Genomic DNA, 22,194 nt, shown 5'->3' on the forward strand with positions numbered 1-22,194 from the left:
CGCCTGCCTTTCCAAGGATCAGCCGCCATGTTCAAGGGCTCCCTCGTCGCCCTGGTCACCCCGATGACGCGCGAAGGAGTCCTGGACGAGAAAGCCTTCCGCGACCACGTCGAATGGCAGATCGGGGAGGGCACCCAGGGCTTCATCCCCGTCGGCACCACAGGCGAGAGCCCGACCCTCTCCCATGCCGAGCATGACCGCGTGGTGGAGCTCTGCGTCGAGGTTTCCGCCGGCCGCGTGCCGGTCATGGCCGGCGCCGGCTCCAACAGCACGGCCGAGGCGATCCGCCTGACCCGCCATGCCAAGGAAGTGGGCGCGGATGCCGCGCTGGTGGTCACGCCCTACTACAACAAGCCGACGCAGGAGGGGTTGTACCGCCACTTCATGGCCATCGCCGATGCGGTGGACCTGCCGGTGGTGATCTACAACATCCCGCCACGCTCGGTGGTGGACATGAGCGTCGAGACCATGGCGCGGCTGGCGAAGCACCCCAATATCGTGGGGGTGAAGGACGCCACGGCGAACCTCGCCCGCCCGCTGCACACCCGCGCCGCCTGCGGCCCGGATTTCTGCCAGCTTTCCGGCGAGGACCATACGGCGGTGGCCTTCCTGGCCGCCGGTGGCCATGGCTGCATCAGCGTCACCGCCAATGTCGCCCCGCGCCTCTGCCGGGAGATGCACGATGCCTGGGCGGAAGGACGGGTGGCCGAGGCCATCGCCATCCAGGACCGGCTGCTGCCGGTGCATGACGCGATGTTCTGCGAGACCTCGCCGGGCCCGGTGAAATACGCCGCCAGCCTGCTCGGCTACGGCTCCGACCATTGCCGCCTGCCGCTCGCACCGATCGCGGAGGGCAGCCGTGGCCGGGTGCGTGAGGCGATGGTGACGGCGGGACTGCTCAACTGAGGACGGCCCCCGGGGCGCAACCCCCGGGATGCCAGGAGCGTGACGGCCCGGGGCTCACCGGCCCGGGGCCGGGCCACGCGATGACAGGAAAGGCCGGTGCCCGGCCCGCCGCGCGGGCGGGGGCCGGACCCCGGGGACGGACAGCATGGCAGAGCCACGCAAGAAGGGCCTGATCAGCCACGGAACCGCCGCGACCAACCGCAAGGCGCGTTTCGACTACAAGATCAACGACACGGTGGAGGCGGGCATCATGCTCGTCGGCCCGGAGGTGAAGTCGCTGCGCGCCGGCCGCGCCACGCTGACCGAGGCCTGGGCCGGGGAGCGGGATGGGGAGATGTGGCTGTTCAACTGCTACATCCCCGAATGGCAGGCGGGCTCGGTGGTGGCGAAGTTCGAGCCGCGCCGCCCGCGCAAGCTGCTGCTCCACCGCAAGCAGATGGCCTCGCTGGCCGGGGCCGTGTCGAAGGAGGGCGCGACCCTGGTGCCGCTGGAGATCCTGTTCAACCAGCGGGGCATGGCCAAGGTCGTGCTCGGACTGGCCGAGGGCAAGAACAAGGCGGACAAGCGCGCCGCCATCGCCGACCGCGATTGGAAGCGCGACAAGGCCCGGCTGATGCGCGACCGGGGCGGCGACAGGGGGTGACCTCGGGGGTGACCTCGGAGCCGGGATAGGCGTTCCGGTTCCGGTATTGTGTCCCGGCGCATAGTCCCCGCCCCGAGCTGATCGATACCGGCGGGTGGCCCGTTGCGCCGCCAGGCCCGCCGCCTCATGTGCCAGCCGTGCCGCATTGCGAGGATGGCAGATGAGCGAGGACGGGACGGGGCCGGCCGGGCGTATCCGCGACAAGCTGGTGGAAACCAAGCGGCGCTGGGCCGAGGAAGGCCGGCTGCTCACCGGCCGGCCCGGCGATCGCGAACGGGACCGCCTGCCGCCCGGCCAGCGCCTGGTGACCGACTTCCCGGTGCTGGATCTCGGCGTGCAGCCGGATGTGCCGCTGGAGAAGGCCCGGCTGCGGATCGACGGGCTGGTGGCGGCGCCGGCCCTGCTGGACTGGGGCGCCTTGCAGGCCATGCCGCGGCAGGGCTTCCGCAACGACATCCACTGCGTCACCCAGTGGTCCCGCTACGACAATGACTGGGAGGGCGTGCCGGTCGGCGCCCTGATCGAGCATGTGCGGGTGAAGGACGAGGCGCGCTTCGTCTCGCTCGAATCCCACGATGGCTACACCACCAACCTCGCCCTGGAGGATTTCGCGCGGCCGGAGAACCTGCTGGCCTTCCGCTGGAACGGCGCGCCGCTGACGCGGCAGCATGGCGGGCCGATGCGGCTGGTGGTGCCGCATCTGTATTTCTGGAAAAGCCCGAAATGGCTGCGGCGGATCGAGTTCCTGGCCCAGGACCGGCCGGGCTTCTGGGAGGTCCGCGGCTATCACCACCGTGGCGATCCCTGGCTGGAGGAACGCTACGGCTGAGGCGGGCTCAGAAGCTCAGCCGCAGCGTGGCGACGCCGACCATCGGGCGGCGCTCCGCCGGGTCGTATTCGACGGCGGCGCAGACCAGGGCGCCGACCGAAACCTCGCCCAGATCCTCGATCCGGCCGATCCCATAGCGTGCGCCCAGGGCCATCTGCGGGCGGCTGTCCCAGACCGCCCTGGTCAGCGGCAGGAAGGGCGAGGCTTTGGCGATGCTGACCCCGTCATCCAGGAGCCCCTGCGCGTTCAGGCGGGCGACGAGATAAACGCTGTCGCCGCCGACATTCTGCGAGGGCACGGCACCGCCGAAGGCCGCCGTGACCACCAGCCCATCGTGCGAAGGCCCGGCGGGCTGCGCGGAAGCATGGCCGGCGGCTGCAAGCAGAATCGCCGCCAGCCCGCCCATGAGTCCCGTCCGGATCCGCCGATACTGCAAGACCACGCCCCCTGCATGTCATTGTGCGATGCGGCATCAAACCGCCATGGCCGTCTTAGGGGCAGGGCACGCCTTATTGCAAACACAATTTCGCCCGAATTGGACCGATACGCGTCCGTATGAAAATTAACAATAACAAAGCTTAAAAAGGATCAACTTATATATCACAGAAGATCTCGCCTCATGCGCTGCCACAATGCTGCGAAATCATGGCACGCGTTCCGCGACGCCGGACGGCTGGAAAGCCTGGGCGCCACCGCCTAGCCTCCGCGCGAACCGGGAACGGAAGGGATTCGGCGTGATGCGACGCAGGAGCTTCTTGGCGGCGGGCGCCCTGGGGGTGGCGGCGCCGGCACTGGACGTCCCCATCCTGGCCAGCCCCGCTCTGGCCCAGGGGAATGCGCGGGTGCTGCGCTTCGCGCCCGAAAGCAACCTGGCCAATGCCGATCCCGTCTGGACCACCACGACCATCGCCCGGAACCACGGGCTGATGATCTGGGACATGCTCTACGCCCGCGATGCCCGGTTCACGCCGCAGCCACAGATGGTGGCGGGGCACGAACTGTCCGGCGACCGGCTCACCTGGCGCTTCACCCTGCGGGACGGACTGCTCTTCCATGATGGGGAGCCGGTGCGGGCGGTGGACTGCACCACCAGCATCAACCGCTGGGCGAAGCGCCGTCCGCTGGGCCAGAAGCTGCTGGAACTGACGGAGGAGATGAAGCCGCTCGACGACAAGCGCTTCGAGATCCGGCTGAAGCACCCCTTCGCCCTGATGACCCATGCCTTCAGCGATAGCTGCTTCGTCATGCCGGAGCGGATCGCGAAGACCGACGCCTTCCAGCAGATCACCGACTATGTCGGCAGCGGCCCCTATCGCTTCCTGCGCGACGAATGGGTCTCCGGCGACCGCGCGGTCTATGCGCGCTTCGACCGCTACCAGCCGCGCCAGGAGCCGCCGAGCTATCTCGCCGGTGGCAAGGTGGTGCATTTCGACCGGGTGGAATGGCGGGTCATGCCCGACAGCGCCACCGCCTCCTCGGCCCTGCAGAATGGCGAGGTGGACTGGGTGCAGGTGCCGCAGTTCGACCTGCTGCCCATGCTGCCCATGCTGCGCGCCGCGCGCGGGGTGAAGGTCGCGGTGAACGACCGGGTGGGGGTGATGGGGATGCTGGCGCTGAACCACCTGCACCCGCCCTTCGACAACCCGGAACTGCTGCGCGCCATCCTCTCGGTGCTGGACCAGCGCGACTTCATGACCGCCGCGCTGGGCGACGAGAAGGATCTCTTCCACGTCCCCTGCGGCGTCTTCACCCCTGGCCTGCCCATGGCCAACGATGCCGGGATGGAGGTGCTGACCGGCCCCCGCGACATCGAGCGGGGGCGGAAGCTGGTGGCCGAGAGCGGCTACAAGGGCGAGCGGATCGTGCTGATGTCGCCCTCCGACTACCCGACCACCCAGACCTTCGCCCAGGTCGCGGCGGACCTGTTCAAGCGGCTCGGGCTGAACGTGGACTATACCAGCATGGACTGGGGCACGCTGGTGCAGAGGCGGACGAGCAAGGAGCCGGTGGAGAAGGGGGGATGGAGCGCCTTCGCCACCACCTATGAGGGGCTGACCGTGGCCGATCCCGCCACGCACATCCCGTTGCGGGGCAACGGCGCCGCGGGCTGGTTCGGCTGGCCCACCAGCCCGCGCCTGGAGGCCCTGCGCGACCGCTGGTTCGACGCCCCGGACGAGGCGGCGCAGAAGCAGATCGCGCGGGAGATGCAGGCGATCGCCTTCGAGGAAGTGCCCTTCCTGCCCCTGGGCCAGCTCTTCTACCCGACCGCCTACCGCACCTCCCTGCAGGATGTCGTGCCCGCCAACATGCCGATCTTCTGGAATGTCCGGCGCGGCTGAGGCGGCGGGGCGGCCCTTCGCCGGCACGCCCTTCGCCGACACGCTGATCGCGCTGGGGGCCAACCTTCCGGCCGCCGACGGCACCGGGGCGCTGGAGACCTGCCGCCGCGCCGCGGCGGCGCTGGACGGCCTTTGCGGCCTGCCGCTGATGGCGCTCTCCAACTGGTGGGAAACGCCCCCCGACCCGCCGGACCCCCGCTCGCCCCCCTATGTGAACGGCGTGGCCCGCCTGCGCGGAACGGCGGAGCCCCTGGCGCTGCTGCGCGCCCTGCAGGCGATCGAGGACGCGGCGGGGCGGGTCCGCCCCTATCCCAACGCCCCCCGGACCCTGGACCTGGACCTGATCGCGGTGGGCAGCACGATCCGTCCGGCGCCGGACCCCATCCTGCCGCATCCCCGGGCACATCTGCGGCGCTTCGTGCTGCTGCCCCTGGCCGAGGTGGCCCCCGGCTGGCGCCATCCGGAAGGGCCGGTGGAGGCCCTGCTGGACCGTCTCCCGCCCATGCCGATGCGGCGGCTCTGACCCGCCCGGAGCGTCTGCCTTCCGGCAAAAGCCTTGCGGCGCAGGGGGGTGACGTCTATCTAGTTTTGTCCTCCCAAGCAGCGACTGGTTTTTCGATATGGCACGCGTCACGGTAGAAGACTGCATCCTTCAGGTTCCGAACCGCTTCGAGCTTGTGCTGAAGGCGGCGCAGCGTGCCCGCAACATCAGCCGGGGCGAGGAACTGACGCTCGACCGGGACAACGACAAGAACCCGGTCGTGGCCCTGCGCGAGATCGCGGAGCAGACGGTGGACCTCGATGCGCTGGAGCAGGACATCGTGAAGTCCCTGCTGCGCGCGCCGGAGCCCGAGCCGGTGGAGGAGGAGGTCATCGACCTCATCGCCACCGACGAGAACATCTTCGGCGTCATGGACGTGAACGAGAACGAGGGCGGCGATTCCTCTGCCTCGGGCGAGGAACTGAACCCCGATGACATCGAGGCGGCCATCGCCGCCGAGCTCGGCGGCCGCCGCTGAGAGGCCCGGGCGTGCACGCTGCCGGAGCCGGCGGGTTCTGGGCGGCGCACGCCCCTGACGGCGCGGGCGGCACGCTGGCGGACGTCGCCCCCGCCGCCATTCCGGCGGAGGGTGACGGCGCCCAGCTCGGTGCCCTCGTCGCCTCCTATGACGGACGGGCCGACGCGGCCCTGATCCAGCGGGCCTATGAGGTCGCCCGCAAGGCCCATGAGGGCCAGACCCGCGAGAACGGCGACCCCTATATCGGCCATCCCGTGGCCGTGGCGCGGATCCTGGCCGGCTACCGGCTCGACACCGCCTCCATCGTCACCGCCCTGCTGCACGACACGGTCGAGGACACCGGGCTGACGCTCCAGGCGCTGGAGAAGCAGTTCGGCACCGAGATCGCGCGCCTCGTGGATGGCGTGACCAAGCTGACCCGGCTGGAGATCCAGTCCGAACGCACCAAGCAGGCCGAGAACTTCCGCAAGCTGGTCCTGGCGATGAGCGAGGACATCCGCGTCCTCCTCGTGAAGCTGGCCGACCGGCTGCACAATGTCCGCACCCTGCATCTCGTGGTGAAGCCCGAGAAGCGGCAGCGCGTGGCGCGCGAGACGATGGAGATCTACGCGCCGCTCGCGGAGCGCATCGGCATGGACGCCCTGCGCACGGAGCTGCAGGCGATCTGCTTCCGCGAATTGCAGCCGGACGCCTTCCAGACCATCTCCGCCCGCCTCGCCTTCCTGCGTGGCCAGGGCGCCGACCTGATCGACGAGATCGCGGCCGACCTGCGGCACAAGCTCTCCGAGGCCGGGGTGCCGCTGATCGACATCCAGGGGCGGGAAAAGGCGGCCTATTCCATCTGGCTGAAGATGCACGAGAAGAAGGTCGAGTTCGAGCAGCTCTCGGACATCATGGCCTTCCGCGTCATCGTGCCGGACAAGGGGCAGTGCTACGCGGCGCTGGGGGCGGTCCACTCGGCCTATCGCGTCGTGCCGGGGCGCTTCAAGGACTACATCTCCACCCCCAAGCCCAACGGCTACCAGTCACTCCACACGGGCGTGACGGTGCCGGAGCGGCGCAACGCCAAGATCGAGGTGCAGATCCGCACGCCGGAAATGCACGAGGTCGCCGAATACGGCGTGGCCGCGCACTGGATCTACAAGCAGGGGCGGGAAGGGACACCACCGCCGCGGCGCCGCTATCCCTGGGTCAAGGACCTGCTGGACATCCTGGAGAATGCCGGGGGGGAGGCGCAGGACTTCCTGGAGCACACCAAGCTCGCCCTGCACCAGGACCAGGTCTTCTGCTTCACGCCCAAGGGCGACCTGATCGCCCTGCCGCGCGGCGCCACGCCGGTGGACTTCGCCTATCAGGTCCACAGCGCCATCGGCGATGCCTGCGTCGGCGCCAAGATCAACGGCCAGATCAAGCCGCTGCGCCAGCGGCTGGAGAATGGCGACCAGGTCGAGATCATCACCGCCCGGGGCAACACCCCTAACCCGGCCTGGGAACGCTTCGTCGTCACCGGCAAGGCGCGGGCCCGCATCCGCCGCTTCGTGCTGGCGAGGCAGCGGGAGGAAGCGCGCGAGAACGGCCGGGGCGCCATGGCCCGCGCCTTCCGGCAGGAAGGGCTGGACTTCTCCGAGAAGATCGTCGAGCCGGCGATCAAGGCACTCAAGCAGCCGGGCTATGACGAGCTCTGCATCGCCGTCGGCAGCGGCAACATCCAGCCCAAGGACGTGCTGCACGCCGTCTATCCGGAACTGCGCGGCCCGGCCCGGCAGGCACATGAGGTGCTGCCCTTCACCCATGCGCGCGGCAAGCCCGGGGCCACGGTGCTGCCCAGCCGGCAGGCACGGCGGCCGGAGGCGGCCTATGGCATCTCCGGACTCGTGGCGGGCATGGCGGTCAGCTTCGCCGGCTGCTGCCATCCGGTGCCGGGGGACCGGATCGTGGGCATCGTGACCACCGGCAAGGGGGTCACGATCCACAACGCCGAATGCTCGACCCTGACCTCCTTCGCCGCCACGCCGGAACGCTTCATCGACGTGGACTGGGACATCGCCTCCGGCTCCGTGGGGCAGCATCTGGCGCGGCTGTCCATCATCACCGCCAACGACAATGCCGCCGTGGCGGCGCTGACCATCGCCATCGCGAAGCAGGATGCGAAGATCCAGTCGCTGAAGTTCCTCCACCGGGCCAGCGACTTCACGGAACTGCGGGTGGACCTGGAGGTCCGGGACCTGCGGCACCTGTCCGGCGTCATCGCGACCCTCCGCGCCACCAGCGGGATCGAGCAGGTCGAGCGCGCCAAGGGCTGAGGCCCATGGCCAGGCCCGGGAAAGGCCGGGGGCGACGTTTCCCCGGCGCCGCGCTATGACCGGGGGCATGATCATCGGCCTCGGCAACGACATCGTGGACATCCGCCGCATCGAGAAGGTGCTGGCGCGGCACGGGGAGCGCTTCGTCCAGCGCGTCTTCACGGAGGCTGAGCGGCGCAAGGCGGAATCGCGCACCGAGAAGCTGCGCGCCGCCACCTATGCCAAGCGCTTCGCGGCCAAGGAGGCGGCGTCCAAGGCGCTGGGCACGGGCTTCAGCCACGGCGTCTTCCACCGCGACCTGGGGGTGGTGAACCTGTCCACCGGGCAGCCGACGCTGCGCCTGACCGGCGGCGCCTCGGCGCGGCTCTCCGCCATCACGCCGCGGGGCTATGCCGCCCAGGTCAGCCTCACCATGACCGACGAATACCCCTATGCCGAGGCGATCGTGATCATCTCCGGCATCCCCGTGGCCCTGGCCGCCGGTGCCGCCGGCATGGGCGGTATCGGCGCCGCGCCGCACGGCCTTCCTTGACAGGCCGGAGGGGCAGGGGGTCTAACCGGCCCCCTGCGGCCCCTTCCGTGCCGCGCGAATGTGGATCCTTCCCTTGAGCAGCATGGCGAAGAACAAGGCCCAGGGCGGCTGGGTGGAGAGCCTCAAGACCATCGTCTACGCCGTGATCATCGCGGTGGGCATCCGGACGGTGGCCTTCGAGCCCTTCAACATCCCCTCCGGCAGCATGATCCCGACCCTCCAGGTCGGCGACTATCTGTTCGTGTCGAAATACGCCTATGGCTATTCGAACGCGTCCCTGCCCTTCACGCCAGACCTCTTCTCCGGGCGCGTCTTCGGCCGCCTGCCGGCGCGTGGCGACGTGGTGGTGTTCAAGCTGCCCTCCGACGGCACGACGGACTACATCAAGCGCATCGTCGGCCTGCCCGGCGACCGCATCCAGATGCGCGGCGGCATCCTCCACGTGAACGGCCAGCCGGTGAAGCGGGACTTCGTCGGCCCCTATACCGTGACGGGCGACGGGCCGACGATGGAGGCAAAGCGCTATCTGGAGACGCTGCCGCCCAGCCCCGGCGCCCAGCCCCGGACGCACAGCATCATCGAGTTCTCGGATAACGGGCAGGCGGACAACACGCCGGAATACCTCGTCCCGGCCGGGCATCTCTTCGCCATGGGCGACAACCGGGACAACAGCCAGGACAGCCGCTACATGAACGCGGTCGGCTTCGTGCCGGTGGAGAACCTGGTGGGCCGCGCCGAGTTCATCTTCTTCTCCTGGGACGGCTCCGCGCCCTGGTGGCAGATCTGGCGCTGGCCCTTCGAGGTCCGCTGGAGCCGGATCTTCTCAGGGATTCACTGACCGCCGTGAGTGACTTCGCCGACCGCCTGGGGCACCGCTTCGCCAATCCGGCCCTGCTGTCCCAGGCCCTGACCCACCGCTCGGCCGCCGATCCGCGCCGCCGTCAGCTCGACAGCAACGAGCGCCTGGAATTCCTGGGCGACCGCGTGCTCGCGCTCGCCATCGCCGAATGGCTGGCCGAACGCTTCCCGCAGGAGCGGGAGGGCGAACTGGGCAAGCGCCTCGCCGTGCTGGTGGCGGCCGATACGCTGGCCAAGGTCGGGGAGGGGATCGGCCTGTCCGAGGCCCTGCGCATCCCACCGGCCGAGGGCCGCACCGGGCTGCGCCAGCGCGCCACCGTCCTGGCCGATGCCACGGAGGCGCTGATCGGGGCGCTGTATCTCGATGGCGGGCTGGAGGCGGCGCAGCGCTTCGTCCGCCGCTACTGGGCCGAGCTGATCGCGGCCGATCCGACCCCGCCCATGTCGGCCAAGAGCCGCCTGCAGGAATGGACGCTGGGCCGCGGGCTGGGCCTGCCGGTCTACCGGATGGCCTCCACCACCGGCCCCTCCCACGCACCTGTCTTCGTGATCGAGGTGCAGGCGCAGGGCCGTACCGCCGAGGGCAAGGGCGACACCAAGCGCGCCGCCGAACAGGCCGCCGCCGAAGCCTGGCTGTCCGGGCTGCCCCCGGAGGCGGGGTCCGAGCCCGAGAAGAAGAATCATGACTGACAGCGGGGCGGGCACGCCCGAGGATTCCCTGCCGGCCGATGGGCCGCCCGATGGGCCACCGGCCGCTGGCGGGGCGGAGACGCCTTCCGGGCAGGCCCCTTCCGGACAGGCACAGGCCGCCGGGCCGACCCGGGCGGGCATCGTCGCCGTGCTGGGCGCGCCCAATGCGGGCAAGTCCACGCTGGTGAACCGGCTGACCGGCGCCAAGGTCACCATCGTCTCGCCCAAGCCGCAGACCACGCGCTTCCGGGTGCGGGCGGTGCTGATGCATGGCCGCTCCCAGGTCGTGCTGACGGACACGCCGGGCATCTTCCGCCCCAAGCGCCGCCTCGACCGCGCCATGGTCGCCGCCGCCTGGACGGGCGCGCAGGATGCCGACATGGCGCTGCTGGTGGTGGATGCGCGGGCCGGGCTGACCGAGGCGGTGCAGGCCATCGTCACCCGGCTGAAGCGCGGCTCCCCGACGCTCTGGCTGGTGCTGAACAAGACCGACCTGCTGGACACCAAGCGGCTGCTGCCGCTGACCGCCGCCCTGAACGAGCAGCTCACCTTCGCCGAGACCTTCATGGTCAGCGCCGAGACCGGGGACGGGCTGGAACGGCTGACCGCGAAGCTGGCCGAGGCCATGCCGGAGGGGCCCTGGCTCTTCCCGGAGGACGAGCTCTCCGATCTCAACGAGCGGATGCTGGCGGCTGAGATCGTGCGCGAGCAGATCCTGCGCCAGACGCATGAGGAAGTGCCGCACCACGCCACGGTGGAGACCGAGAGCTGGCAGGAGCGGCGTGACGGCAGCGTGCGGGTGGACTGCACCATCTATGTCGGCCGGGCCAGCCAGAAGGCGATCCTGATCGGCGATGGCGGAGCGCGCATCAAGGAGATCGGCCGCCGGGCGCGGGAGGAGCTAACCCGCCTGCTGGAGCGCCGTGTCCATCTCTTCCTGAACGTCAAGGAGCGCCCGGGCTGGGACGAGGAGCGCGCCCGGCTGCGCGCCATCGGCCTGCACGAGGAAGAGGGCTAGCCCCCTGATCGAGTGGCAGGCCCCGGCCATCGTCCTCGATGCCCGCCCCTATGGCGAGGGCGGGGCGGTGGCGGTGGTGCTGACCGAGGCGCATGGGCGCCATGGCGGCATGGTCCATGGCGGAACCTCCCGCGGGCAGGCGGCGGTCTGGCAGGCCGGCAACCTGATCGAGGCACGCTGGCGGGCCCGGCTGGCCGACCAGCTCGGCAACCTGAGCGGGGAGCTGGTGCATCCCACCGCCGCCCTGGCGATGGAGGACCCGCTGGCCCTCGCGCTGCTCTCCGCCGCCTGTGCCGTGGCCGGGGAGGCGCTGCCGGAGCGGGAAGCGCATCCGCGCCTGTTCCGGGGGCTGCTGCCCATCCTGGCGCGGCTCGGCACGCAGCCGGCGGCGACGGCGGAGCTGCTGCCCGACTATATCCGCTGGGAGCTGATGCTGCTGACCGACCTGGGCTATGGGCTCGACCTTTCCCGCTGCGCCCAGACCGGGGTGGCCGAGGGGCTGACCCATGTCTCCCCCCGCACCGGCCGGGCCGTCTGCGCGGAGGTGGCGGAACCCTACCGCGACCGCCTCCTGCCGCTGCCGGCCTTCCTGCGCGATCCGGCCGCCGCCTCGGGGCCGGAGGACTGGGTGGCCGGGCTGCGGCTCACCGGGCATTTCCTGGCCCGCGACGCCTTCGGCACACGGCACCGGCCGGTCCCCGCGGCGCGGGAGATGCTCCATGACCGGGTCTCCGCCCTGGCCGCGCCCCCGGAGCTGTCCCCGGAGCCGCCGTCGGAGGTTCCCCCCGGCGATGTTTCGGCGTAGAACGCCACACTGAGATCAAGAACGAAGCAAGAACACCGTCGGGCGAGAGGACTGAGCGATGCCGGATGACCTGAAGACCCTTCCGGAAGGTGGGCGCGTCAACGAGACGCGGCTGGCCGAGGCGCTGAGCGAGCGCTACCTCGCCTATGCGATGTCCACCATCGTCTCGCGCTCCCTGCCGGATGTGCGGGACGGGCTGAAGCCGGTGCACCGGCGGCTGCTCTGGGCGATGCACCAGCTCAAGCTGGACCCGGCGGGCGGCTTCAAGAAATGCGCCCGTGTGGTGGGCGACGTGATCGGCAAGTTCCACCCGCACGGCGATGCCTCGGTCTACGAGGCCCTGGTGAGGCTGGCGCAGGATTTCGCCGCCCGCTACCCGCTGGTCGAGGGGCAGGGGAATTTCGGCAATATCGACGGCGATAACGCCGCGGCCATGCGCTACACCGAGTCCAAGCTCACCGAGGTGGCCAAGGCGCTGCTGGAGGGGATCGAGGAGGACTCGGTCGATTTCCGCCCGACCTATGACGGGGAGGAGCGGGAGCCGGTGGTGCTGCCGGCGGCTTTCCCGAACCTGCTGGCCAATGGCGCGAACGGCATCGCGGTCGGCATGGCGACCTCCATCCCGCCGCACAATGCGGGCGAGCTCTGCGCCGCGGCGCTGGAGCTGGTGCGCAACCCGGCGGCCACGACGGCCGAGCTGGTCCGCCACGTGCCTGGCCCGGACTTCCCGACCGGCGGCGTGCTGGTGGAAAGCCCCGAGGCGATCCTGAGCGCCTACGAGACCGGGCGCGGCGGCTTCCGCCTGCGCGCGAAGTGGGAGGTCGAGCCGCTCAAGAATGGCACCTGGCAGGTCGTGGTCACGGAAATCCCCTACCAGGTCGCCAAGTCCCGCCTGATCGAGCAGATCGCCGAGCTGCTGGAGCAGAAGAAGCTGCCCCTGCTGGCCGATGTGCGGGACGAGAGCACCGATGTGGTGCGCGTGGTGCTGGAGCCGAAGTCCCGCGCCGTCGATCCCGCCATGCTGATGGAGACGCTGTTCCGCGCCACGCCGCTGGAATCGCGCATCCCGCTGAACATGAACGTCCTGGCCGCCGACCGCACCCCGCGCGTGATGGGGCTGAAGGAGGTGCTGCGCCACTGGCTCGACCACCGGGAGGTGGTGCTGGTGCGGCGCTCGCAGCACCGGCTGGCGGCGATCGAGCGGCGGCTGGAGATCCTCGACGGCTATCTCGCCGTCTATCTCAACCTCGATGAGGTGATCCGCATCGTGCGCGAGGAGGACCACCCCAGGGAGGCGCTGATCCGCGCCTTCTCGCTGACCGAGGTGCAGGCCGAGGCGGTGCTGAACATGCGCCTGCGCGCCCTGCGCAAGCTGGAGGAGATGGAGATCCGCCGGGAGCACAAGAAGCTCACGGCGGAGGGCAAGACGCTGCAGCGCCTGCTGTCCAGCGAGGCGGCGCGCTGGAAGCGGATCGGCGAGGAACTGGAGGCGACGCGGGAGAAGTTCGGCTCCGGCGCGCTGGGCGGCCGCCGCACGGTGCAGGCCCAGGCCCCCGCGGCGGCGCTGGTGGATGAATCCGCCTTCGTGGAGCGCGAGCCGATCACCGTCATCCTGTCGGAGAAAGGCTGGCTGCGGGCCCAGAAGGGACATCTGCCGCCGGAGGCGGAGCTGCGCTTCAAGGAAGGCGACTCCCTGCAACTGAGCCTGCATGCGGAGACCACGGACCGCATCGTCTTCATGGCCTCCAACGGCCGCGCCTATACCATCAAGGCCGATGCCATCCCGCGCGGGCGCGGCGACGGGCAGCCCGTGCGGCTCATGGTGGATCTGGGCAACGAGGACGAGATCATCGCCGCCTTCGTGTACAAGGAAGGGCTGCGCTTCCTGCTCGCCTCCAAGGCCGGGCGCGGCTTCATCGCGAAGGCCGAGGACCTGCTGGCCGAGAAGCGCACCGGCAAGAACGTCCTGACCGTGGAGGCCCCCGACCGGCTCTTCGTGGTGGCGGATGTGGAGGGCGACAGCGTGGCGGTGATCGGCGACAACCGGAAGCTGCTGGTCTTCCCGCTGGAGCAGGTGCCGGAAATGACCCGGGGCCGTGGCGTGACGCTGCAGGGCTACAAGGATGGCGGCCTGTCGGATGTGAAGGTCTTCCGCCGCGCCGATGGCCTGACCTGGCAGCTCGGCGGGCGCACCCGCACCGAGACGGCGCTGTCCGGCTGGCTGGGGAACCGCGCCGGTGCCGGCAAGATGCCGCCAAACGGCTTCCCCAAGAGCAACAGCTTCGACGGCTGAGGCCGGGGGCACACCGGGCCGGAATCGCGTGCGGGCCGGGCGCGCGCCGGGTAGCATCCCCGGAATGGAGTGATGCGGTCCGGCCGGGGACCGCGCTCCAGCCATGGTTCAGGAGGGCCTGCATGGCCATGACCCCGGTCACCGCCACCCCGGTGCGGGCGCATCCCCAGAACGGGCCGAAGCCGACGGTGATCCTCGCGCTCCAGGGCGGTGGCGCGCTCGGCGCCTATCAGGTCGGGGCCTATCAGGCGATGGAGGAGGCCGGCTTCACCCCGGACTGGGTGATCGGCATCTCCATCGGCGCCTTCAACGGGGCGCTGATCGCGGGCAACGAACCGGCGGAGCGGCTGGAGCGGCTGACCGGGTTCTGGCGCACCATCTCCCGCCCCGACCCGCTCCCGCGCGGCCGGAACCCCCGCCTGTCCGATGCCTTCAGCTATTGGGAGGCGCTGCTCCTGGGCCAGCCGGGCTTCTTCACGCCCCGCATCCCGGGGCCCTATCTGGCGCCGCCCGGCTCCGAGGCGGCGCTCAGCTTCTACGACACGGCACCGTTGCGGGGGACCCTGGAAGGGCTGGTCCGCTTCGGCCGCCTCGGCCCGGAAAGCGGGACACGGCTCAGCCTGGGGGCCACGGATGTGGAAACGGGCGAGCTGGTCTTCTTCGACAGCCGCGAAAGCCGGATCACCCCCGAGCATGTCATGGCCAGCGGCGCCCTGCCGCCAGCCTTTCCGCCGCAGCGCATCGGCGGCCGCACCTACTGGGATGGCGGCTGCGTGTCCAATACCCCGCTGGAGGCCATCCTGCGCAGCCCGCCGGCGGGCCATTGCGTCGTCTTCATCATCGACCTCTGGAGCCGCCAGGGGGAGGTGCCGGACAGCATGGACGGGGTGCAGTGGCGGCAGAAGGAAATCCAGTATGCCAGCCGGACCTGCCGCGGCATCCGCTCGCTGGCCGCGCGGGTGGATCTCTGCCACGCCCGGAGCCTGCTGCGCGAGGCGCGGCCCGATCTGGCGGGGCAGGACCCGCCGGAGGAAGCAGCCCTGGCACGGACCACCCGGATGGACATCCTGCACGTGACTTACGACCCGGGTCCGGCGGCGATTTCCGGCAGCGACGCCGAATTCTCCCGCGCCTCCATCGAGGCGAGGCGCGAGGCGGGCCATGCGGAGCTCTGGGCAGCGCTGCGGCAGGCGCCCTGGGCGCGGCGCAAGCCAGCGGGGCTGGCCGCCATGCTGCATGAGGTCTGCCGGGGAGAGGTGAGGACCGAGGCCGGCCCCTCCGCGAACGGCCTCTCCCCGCCGCCGCTCGCCGCGCCCGTGGCCTGATCCCGGCCAGTAGGAAAGGGAGCCCTATTCCACGGGGGCAGGGGAGGCGGCGACCGGCTCGCCTTCCCCCTCGATCTCCGCATCCGTCAGCGGGCGCCAGGTGCCTCCGGTCAGCACCTCGCTGGGGCGGAAGCGGGCCTTGTAGGCCATCTTCCGGCTCTGTGGCACCCAGTAGCCGAGATAGACATAGGGCAGGCCGAGCCGGGCGGCATGCTCCACCAGCCAGAGGATGGTGAAGGTGCCGAGCGACCGCCGCGCCGAGTTGAGGTCATAGAAGGAATAGACGGCCGAAAGCCCATCCCCCAGCATGTCCGTCAGGCAGGCACCCACCAGCCGGTCCGGTGCCTCGCGGAACTCGACCACGCGGGTGGTGATCGGCGTGTCCTCGACCATGGCGCGGTAGTCGTAGAACCCCATCGAGGCCATGTCGCCATCGCCATGGCGGCCCTGCTGGTAGCGCTGGAAGAGCGCGTACTGCTCCGCCGTCGCACGGGCGGGCGTTTCGCGGCCCTGGAGATCGGCATTGCCGCGCCCGACCTTGCGCTGCGTGCGGTCGGGCGTGAAATCGGCCACCCGGATGCGGATCGGGATGCAGGCGCGGCAGCCCGGGCAGACCGGTGCATAGGCGATGTTGTGGGAACGGCGGAAACCCGCGCGCGACAGCCGGTCGTGCAGCGCCTCGCCATCCGGCCCGGCCAGCTCGGTCACGATCTTCCGCTCCGTCCGTCCCGCCAGATAGGGGCACGGCAGGGGCGTGGTCGTGTAGAAGAACTGCGGACGGGTGGGGCTGCGGGAAAGCATCGTCCCTCTTATTCTCGTGATTGCGGAGCCCGGCCGCAATGCATCAATGCCGTTTCAACGTGCCGGAGCGGGAGAAAGATGCAGTTTTCCCGCCACGGGCGCGTCCCGGCCCAGGCGCAGCGGGTGCCCCGCCGCCCAGGCGGCGTTCAGGTCGGCCCAATGGGCGGAGAGGGGATTGCCCGACTGGCCTGTGGCGATCACCGCCAGCAGCCCGTCCGGCGAGGCCAGATCCGCCACCAGCCGCAGGCCCGCCCCGTGCACATGGGCGAAATCCGCCCGGTAGCCGCCCCGGTTCACCGTCTCCCCGTCACCCGGGGTCGGCACGCTGATCCGGGTCAGGCGCGACAGCAGCGGCACGAAGCGCAGCAGCGGATGCTCGAACAGCGCCCGGTGCGCCTCGCCCCAGTGCCAGGCGGCAGGGTCCGGGCCGAAACGCGCGGCCAGCCTGTCGCTGGCCCGGGACAGCGCCTCGGCGGCCAGGGCGTCGCAGCCCCCCGGGCCGCACCAATGGGCCGCGCCCGCCTCGGTGGTCAGCGCGAAGCGGAGGAATTCCGGCCCCGCCTCCCAGCTCCCCTCCGGCACGCCGCCGGCGCGCAGGGCCAGGGCACCGGCCTCCTGCATCCAGGCGTTGAAGATCAGCGGCTGCGGCCGGTCCGCCGCCATCTCGCCGTCCCAGCCGTCCAGCAGGTCCCGCGCCGCGCCGGCCAGCCCGGCGGGGCGGGGCAGGGCCCGGAGGCGCGGCAGCAGCTCGCGCGCCAGCAGGCTGACCGTATCCTCCTGGAGCGCCACGAAATCCTCCGGCGCATGGCGCGGCCGGGCCGCGAGGGCGCCGGCGATGCGGCGGAAGCGCCAGTCGCCGAACCAGTCGCGGCCGAGGAAGACGGGCGAGTCCTGCGGCTGCACCCGGTTGTTCGCATTGGCCACCGCGCCGGAGGCCGGGCGCAGCGTGTGCGGCATCTGCGCGAAGGGAACCCAGCCGGTCCAGTCATGGCTGCCGTCCCAGCCCGGCGCCGGCAGGCTGCCATCGCCCGAGGCGCGGATGGGCGTGCGGCCCGCCAGGAACAGCGCCACCTCGCCCGCCGCCTCCGCCACCACGACATTCTGCGCGGGGCTGCTGATGCGCGCCACGGCGGCGCCGGCCTCCTCCAGCGTCGTGGCCCGGTTCAGCGCGTGCAGACCGGAGGCCGCCGTATCGCCCGGGGCCAGGTTGGCCATCTGCACCGCCAGCACGGTTCCCGGGGGAGTGGTGCCGGGAACCGGGTCCAGATCCGAGACCACCGGCCCGTGGCGCGTCTCGCGCACCCGCAGCACCTCCTCAGGCTGGCCGCGCACGGCGATCCGTTCCTCCCGCAGCGTGAAGGGGCGGAGGCCATCCGGGGTCTCGTAGCCCTCCGCACCGGCGAGGCGCTCGACGAAGACGTCCTGCGTGTCGGAATGGGTGGTGGTGAAGCCCCAGGCCAGCCGGTCACTGCGGCCGATCACCATGAAGGGCACGCCCGGCGCCGTGGCCCCGGCCAGGAAATGCCCCTCCGGCAGTTCGATCCGCGCCAGGTACCAGAGGACCGGCGCCCCGAAGCCGAGATGCGGGTCCGAGGCCAGCAGCGCACCCCCGTGGTGGAGCGCCGCGCCGCCACGGCCCAGGCATTGGAGGCGCTGTCCGGCAGGGGCGCGTCGCCCGGGAATTCGGGCAGGGCGGCCAGCAGCCGCCCGGGCATCGCCGGATCGAGCGCGGCCACCTCGGCATGGCCGGAGGATTCATCCGCGGGCCAGAGCTCGTCGATCCGCTCCGGCGGCAGGCTGCGCGCCAGCCGGGCGCGGGCGAGCTCGGTGCGCCAGTTGCCGGACAGGTAGAGGCCCATCAGCTTGCCCCAGAGCAGGCTGTCGGCGGGCCGCCAGGGCTCCGGCGCCCCCAGCAGCAGGAATTCCGGGGCGGCGAAGCGGCCACGCTCCGCGATCCAGGCATTCACCCCGGCGGCATAGGCGTCCAGCAGGCGCCGCGTCTCCGGGGCCTGGGCCGCGAGATCGGCCTCCGCCCTTCCGGCCAGATCCAGCACGCGCATGAAACGGTCGGCGCGCAGCGCCGCCGGGCCCGCGATCTCGGCGAGGCGGCCCGAGGCGCCTCGCCGCATCAGGTCCATCTGGAACATCCGGTCGCGGGCATGCAGCAGGCCCAGCGCCATGGCGGCGTCGGTCTCGTTCCGCGCGGCGATGCGGGGGATGCCATGCTCGTCGAAGGCCACCTCCACCGGGGCGGAAAGGCCGGGCAGCGAAAGGCTCGCCTCGCGTGGCGGCAGCGTCCACCACAGGCAGCCCGCCACGGCGGCGCTGGCCAGCAGCAGGAGAAGGGCGAGGATGCCGAGGCCGGCGCGCAACCTGCGGCGCCACGGACGGGGATGTTGCGGGCGGCGCATGCCGGCGCAGTATGGCCAGGGGCACGGTCCGGGCACCAGGGGCGGCCGGAGCCGGGGCGCGGCGGAAGCCCGCGGCCTGCCCCGGCCATGGACGGATCGTGATCGGGCCGCGCGGCGGGGCATGGAAGCATCCCCCGCGAAGCCCTGGCACGACTCGCGGAACGGGAGACGCCTTCGCATGACCATCCTCGAAAGGGCCTGGGCGGAAGCTCCCCGGACAGGCGCCTATCGCTGCAGCTTCAACCCCCTGGCCGCGACGCTGCGCTGGACCGAATGGGGCCCGCTGGACGGCGATCCGGTGATCTGCGTGCACGGGCTGACCCGCACCGGGCGGGACTTCGACGTGCTGGCTCGCCTCCTGGCCGGGCAGGGGCGGCGGGTGATCTGCCCCGACATCTTCGGGCGCGGCATCAGCGACTGGCTGATCGAGGGCGCGCTCTACAGCGTGCCGACCTACGTGACGGGCCTGGCGCCGATGCTGGCCTCGCTGGAGCGGCCCTATGACTGGGTCGGCACCTCCATGGGCGGGCTGATCGGCATGTCGGTGGCGGCGCTGCCGGGGAACCGCCTGCGCCGCCTGGTGCTGAACGATGTCGGCGCCTTCATCCCGGCCGCCGCCCTGGCGCATATCGGTGCCTATCTGTCGGAGGTCCTGAGCTTTCCCGACATCGAGGCGCTGGAGCGGCACCTGCGGGCGATCCATGCCGGCTTCGGCCGGCTGACCGATGCGCAGTGGCGGCACCTCGCGGAAACCAGCGCGCGGGCGACGGCCGATGGGCGGCTGGTGATGCATTACGACCCGGCGATCGGCGAGCCCCTGCGCCTCGCACCCCCCGCCGATGTCGATCTCTGGGCGCTCTGGCGGATGCTGGACCTGCCGGTGCTGCTGCTGCGCGGCGAGGACAGCCCGCTGCTGCTGCCGGACACGGCGGCGCGGATGCTGGAACGGCCCGGCACCGAGCTGGCGGTGATCCCCGGCTGCGGCCATGCGCCGGCGCTGATGAGCCTGTCCCAGACCTCCCTCGTGACGCACTTCCTGGCCCGGCGCTGAAACGGGCCGGCCCCGGCCCACCGCATGGTTGCACTGTGACGGAACGTGTCAGCCATGCGCCATGTTCGGGAACCCCCCGGCTCCTCGGCGTTCCCGGACCGTCTTCCCGGCCCCCTGGCCGGGTCCGGAAACCGGAGGAAACCCGCCGATGACCCCGCTCTCCCGCCGATCCGCCCTGTTCCTGGGCCTTGGCATGCCCGCCCTGCTCTCGGCCTGCGCGAACACCTCCGCCCCGCCCACCGGCCCGGCCGATCCGTCGGGCCTGGCGGACCCGGAGATGCGGGCGCTGCTGGAAAGCCTCGCCTCGCTGAACCCGAAGCCGGTCGAGACCCTCTCGCCGCTGGAGGCCCGGCTTCAGCCCGGCCTTGGCGACGCGGTGAAGAACCTGCTGCGCCAGACGGGCAAGTCCACCGACCCCCGCCCGCTGCCGCTGGTGCGCGACATCTCCATCCCCGGCCCCGGTGGCGCCCTGCCGGCCCGCGTCTACAGCTCGGCGCAGATCCCCGAGCGCCGTGGGCAGAAGCCGCTGCCGCTGATCGTCTATTTCCACGGCGGTGGCTGGGTGCTGGGGAATCTCGACACCTACGACTCCTCCTGCCGCGCCCTCTCGGCCGATGCGAATGCCGTGGTCGTCTCGGTCGATTACCGCAAGGCACCGGAGAACAAGTTCCCGGCCGCGCATGACGATGCCTATGCCGCCTATGTCTGGGCGGTGCGGAACGCCACGGTGCTCGGCGCCGATCCGAACAAGGTCGCCATCGTGGGCGAGAGCGCGGGCGGCAACCTCGCCCTGGCCACGGCCCTTGCGGCCCAGGCCGGCAACGGGCCGAAGCCCCTGGCCGTGGGCGCCATCTACCCGGTCGCGGGCACCGACCGGACGCCGTCCTACCAGCAGTTCGCCAATGCCAAGCCGCTCAGCACCCCGGCGCTGCTGTGGTTCCTGGGCCAGTACACCAATGGCGGCTCGGACCTGCAGGACCCGCGCCTGAACATCTATGGCAAGGCCGATCTGCGCGGCATGCCGCGGACCATCATCCTCAACGCCCAGATCGACCCGCTGGTCGATGACGGCGCCCGGCTGGAGGAAGCGATGCGCCGGGCCAACGCGCCGGTCGAGCGGCAGGTCTATGCCGGCGTCACGCACGAATTCTTCGGCGCCGACGCCGTGCTGTCCAAGGCCAGGGAGGCCCAGACCTTCCTGTCCGGGCGGCTGCGCGACATCTTCCTGGAGGCACCGGTCCCCTCCGGCCCGGCCGCGCCGCGCGGACGCATGCGCCCGGTGCCGCCCCAGCACCGCTAACCCTGGCTGGCGCCCGGGAGGTTCATCCTCCCGGGCGCTTCCCGGCTCAGCCGGCGCGCAGGCGCCGCGCCGCGTCCAGGGCGAAATAGGTCAGCACCCCGTCGCAGCCGGCACGCTTGAAGCTCATCAGCGCCTCCAGCACCACGCGGTCGCCATCCAGCCAGCCGTTGCGGATCGCCGCCATCAGCATCGCGTACTCGCCGCTCACCTGATAGGCGAAGGTCGGGACGCCGAACCCGTCCTTCACCCGGCGGATGATGTCGAGATAGGGCATCCCCGGCTTGACCATCACCATGTCGGCGCCTTCCGACAGGTCCATCGCCACCTCGCGCAGCGCCTCGTCGGAATTGGCCGGGTCCATCTGATAGGTCTTCTTGTCGCCCTTCAGCGCGCCGCCCGAACCCAGCGCGTCGCGGAAGGGGCCATAGAAGCCCGAGGCATACTTGGCCGCGTAGGACATGATCCGCGTGTCCACGAGGCCCTTGTCGTCCAGCGCGCGGCGGATGGCGGCGATGCGGCCGTCCATCATGTCGGAAGGGGCGAGGCAGTCGATTCCGGCCTCGGCCTGCACCAGCGCCTGCTTCACCAGCACCGCGACGGATTCGTCGTTGTGGACATAGCCGTCGCGGATCACCCCGTCATGGCCATGGTCGGTATAGGGGTCGAGCGCCACGTCGCCGATCAGCCCGAGCTTCGGGAAGGCCGCCCGCAGGGCGCGCGCGGCGCTGCAGATCAGGTTCTCCGGGTTATGCGCCTCGCTGCCCTCGGCATCCTTCCGCCCGGCCGGCGTGGCGGGAAAGAGCGCGATGGCCGGGATGCCCAGCTCCACCGCCTGTCCGACATGCTCCACGAGACGGTCCAGGCCGACACGGAACTGGCCGGGCATGGAGGCCACCTCCTCCGGCGCCCCGTCACCCTCGCGGATGAAGATCGGCCAGATCAGGTCATCCACCGAGAGCCGGTTCTCGGCCACGAGACGACGGGTCCAGTCGTCGCGCCGGTTGCGGCGCGGGCGGGCGAGGGGAAAGCTGGGAATGATCACGCTGTTCTCGGGCCTCTGCGAAACGGAAC

At 71.1% G+C, this 22,194-nt stretch carries 19 protein-coding genes and 1 pseudogene; 16 read left to right on the forward strand and 4 right to left on the reverse strand.

What is annotated here, in order from left to right; all coding sequences use genetic code 11:
- Positions 1–27: 27 nt before the first annotated feature.
- The 3 genes from dapA to MVG78_RS12800 all read left to right on the forward strand — a co-directional run bounded on the left by dapA (position 28) and on the right by MVG78_RS12800 (position 2,378).
- Positions 28–906 carry a 4-hydroxy-tetrahydrodipicolinate synthase gene (gene dapA / locus MVG78_RS12790; protein WP_247552014.1) on the forward strand — a complete coding sequence of 293 codons (879 nt, stop codon included), beginning with the start codon at positions 28–30 and terminating at the stop codon, positions 904–906.
- A gap of 145 nt (positions 907–1,051) precedes the next feature.
- Positions 1,052–1,549, forward strand: a complete 498-nt coding sequence (gene smpB, locus MVG78_RS12795; RefSeq protein WP_247552016.1) for an SsrA-binding protein SmpB — start codon at positions 1,052–1,054, stop codon at positions 1,547–1,549.
- Positions 1,550–1,709: 160 nt separating this feature from the next.
- Positions 1,710–2,378 (forward strand): sulfite oxidase-like oxidoreductase, encoded by a 669-nt coding sequence (locus MVG78_RS12800; protein WP_247552018.1) that lies wholly within the window; start codon positions 1,710–1,712, stop codon positions 2,376–2,378.
- Positions 2,379–2,385: 7 nt separating this feature from the next.
- Here MVG78_RS12800 and MVG78_RS12805 read toward each other — a convergent pair whose 3' ends face one another.
- Positions 2,386–2,784: a hypothetical protein gene (locus MVG78_RS12805; RefSeq protein ID WP_247552020.1), complete on the reverse strand. Its 399-nt coding sequence runs from the start codon at positions 2,782–2,784 to the stop codon at positions 2,386–2,388.
- Between the two features lie 331 nt (positions 2,785–3,115).
- Here MVG78_RS12805 and MVG78_RS12810 point away from each other — a divergent pair, with 331 nt between their 5' ends.
- The 11 genes from MVG78_RS12810 (at position 3,116) to MVG78_RS12860 (ending at position 15,560) form a co-directional block, all read left to right on the forward strand.
- Positions 3,116–4,717, forward strand: a complete 1,602-nt coding sequence (locus tag MVG78_RS12810; protein ID WP_247552023.1) for an ABC transporter substrate-binding protein — start codon at positions 3,116–3,118, stop codon at positions 4,715–4,717.
- The gene (folK, locus tag MVG78_RS12815) at positions 4,701–5,240 is read left to right on the forward strand and encodes a 2-amino-4-hydroxy-6-hydroxymethyldihydropteridine diphosphokinase (protein ID WP_247552025.1); all 540 of its coding nucleotides are present in this window, start codon (positions 4,701–4,703) and stop codon (positions 5,238–5,240) included. Before MVG78_RS12810 ends, folK begins: the two co-directional genes overlap by 17 nt.
- Before the next feature lie 97 nt (positions 5,241–5,337).
- On the forward strand, positions 5,338–5,736 hold the full coding sequence (rpoZ, locus tag MVG78_RS12820; RefSeq protein WP_247552027.1) for a DNA-directed RNA polymerase subunit omega: 399 nt from the start codon (positions 5,338–5,340) through the stop codon (positions 5,734–5,736).
- 11 nt (positions 5,737–5,747) lie between these two features.
- Positions 5,748–8,039, forward strand: a complete 2,292-nt coding sequence (locus MVG78_RS12825) for a RelA/SpoT family protein (protein WP_247552030.1) — start codon at positions 5,748–5,750, stop codon at positions 8,037–8,039.
- 67 nt (positions 8,040–8,106) lie between these two features.
- Positions 8,107–8,571, forward strand: a complete 465-nt coding sequence (gene acpS / locus MVG78_RS12830; protein ID WP_247552032.1) for a holo-ACP synthase — start codon at positions 8,107–8,109, stop codon at positions 8,569–8,571.
- Between the two features lie 82 nt (positions 8,572–8,653).
- A complete protein-coding gene (gene lepB, locus MVG78_RS12835; RefSeq protein WP_247560430.1) occupies positions 8,654–9,409 on the forward strand; it encodes a signal peptidase I in 756 nt (251 codons plus the stop codon).
- Between the two features lie 5 nt (positions 9,410–9,414).
- Positions 9,415–10,119 (forward strand): ribonuclease III, encoded by a 705-nt coding sequence (gene rnc, locus MVG78_RS12840; protein WP_247552035.1) that lies wholly within the window; start codon positions 9,415–9,417, stop codon positions 10,117–10,119.
- The gene (gene era, locus MVG78_RS12845; RefSeq protein WP_247552037.1) at positions 10,112–11,137 is read left to right on the forward strand and encodes a GTPase Era; all 1,026 of its coding nucleotides are present in this window, start codon (positions 10,112–10,114) and stop codon (positions 11,135–11,137) included. The genes rnc and era overlap by 8 nt, the downstream gene beginning before the upstream one ends.
- Positions 11,138–11,144: 7 nt before the next feature.
- The gene (gene recO / locus MVG78_RS12850; protein WP_428480812.1) at positions 11,145–11,942 is read left to right on the forward strand and encodes a DNA repair protein RecO; all 798 of its coding nucleotides are present in this window, start codon (positions 11,145–11,147) and stop codon (positions 11,940–11,942) included.
- A 58-nt stretch (positions 11,943–12,000) separates the two neighbouring features.
- Positions 12,001–14,235 (forward strand): DNA topoisomerase IV subunit A, encoded by a 2,235-nt coding sequence (gene parC / locus MVG78_RS12855; protein ID WP_247552041.1) that lies wholly within the window; start codon positions 12,001–12,003, stop codon positions 14,233–14,235.
- Between the two features lie 122 nt (positions 14,236–14,357).
- A complete protein-coding gene (locus MVG78_RS12860) occupies positions 14,358–15,560 on the forward strand; it encodes a patatin-like phospholipase family protein (protein WP_247552043.1) in 1,203 nt (400 codons plus the stop codon).
- A gap of 24 nt (positions 15,561–15,584) precedes the next feature.
- Here MVG78_RS12860 and MVG78_RS12865 read toward each other — a convergent pair whose 3' ends face one another.
- Positions 15,585–16,361, reverse strand: a complete 777-nt coding sequence (locus tag MVG78_RS12865) for an arginyltransferase (RefSeq protein WP_247552045.1) — start codon at positions 16,359–16,361, stop codon at positions 15,585–15,587.
- Between the two features lie 54 nt (positions 16,362–16,415).
- Positions 16,416–18,958, reverse strand: a pseudogene (locus MVG78_RS12870) (penicillin acylase family protein).
- Between MVG78_RS12870 and MVG78_RS12880 the strand changes: the two are divergent.
- Together MVG78_RS12880 and MVG78_RS12885 are read left to right on the forward strand one after the other, a co-directional pair.
- Positions 18,951–19,823: an alpha/beta fold hydrolase gene (locus tag MVG78_RS12880; RefSeq protein ID WP_247552047.1), complete on the forward strand. Its 873-nt coding sequence runs from the start codon at positions 18,951–18,953 to the stop codon at positions 19,821–19,823. The pseudogene MVG78_RS12870 and the gene MVG78_RS12880 sit on opposite strands and share 8 nt — an antisense overlap.
- 148 nt (positions 19,824–19,971) lie before the next feature.
- Positions 19,972–21,123, forward strand: coding sequence for an alpha/beta hydrolase (locus tag MVG78_RS12885; protein ID WP_247552049.1), 1,152 nt, complete (start codon positions 19,972–19,974; stop codon positions 21,121–21,123).
- Between the two features lie 46 nt (positions 21,124–21,169).
- Here MVG78_RS12885 and hemB read toward each other — a convergent pair whose 3' ends face one another.
- Complete coding sequence (gene hemB, locus MVG78_RS12890) at positions 21,170–22,165, reverse strand: porphobilinogen synthase (protein ID WP_247552051.1); 996 nt, start codon at positions 22,163–22,165, stop codon at positions 21,170–21,172.
- Between the last annotated feature and the right edge of the window lie 29 nt (positions 22,166–22,194).

Source organism: Roseomonas gilardii subsp. gilardii, assembly GCF_023078375.1.
Lineage (GTDB): Bacteria > Pseudomonadota > Alphaproteobacteria > Acetobacterales > Acetobacteraceae > Roseomonas > Roseomonas gilardii.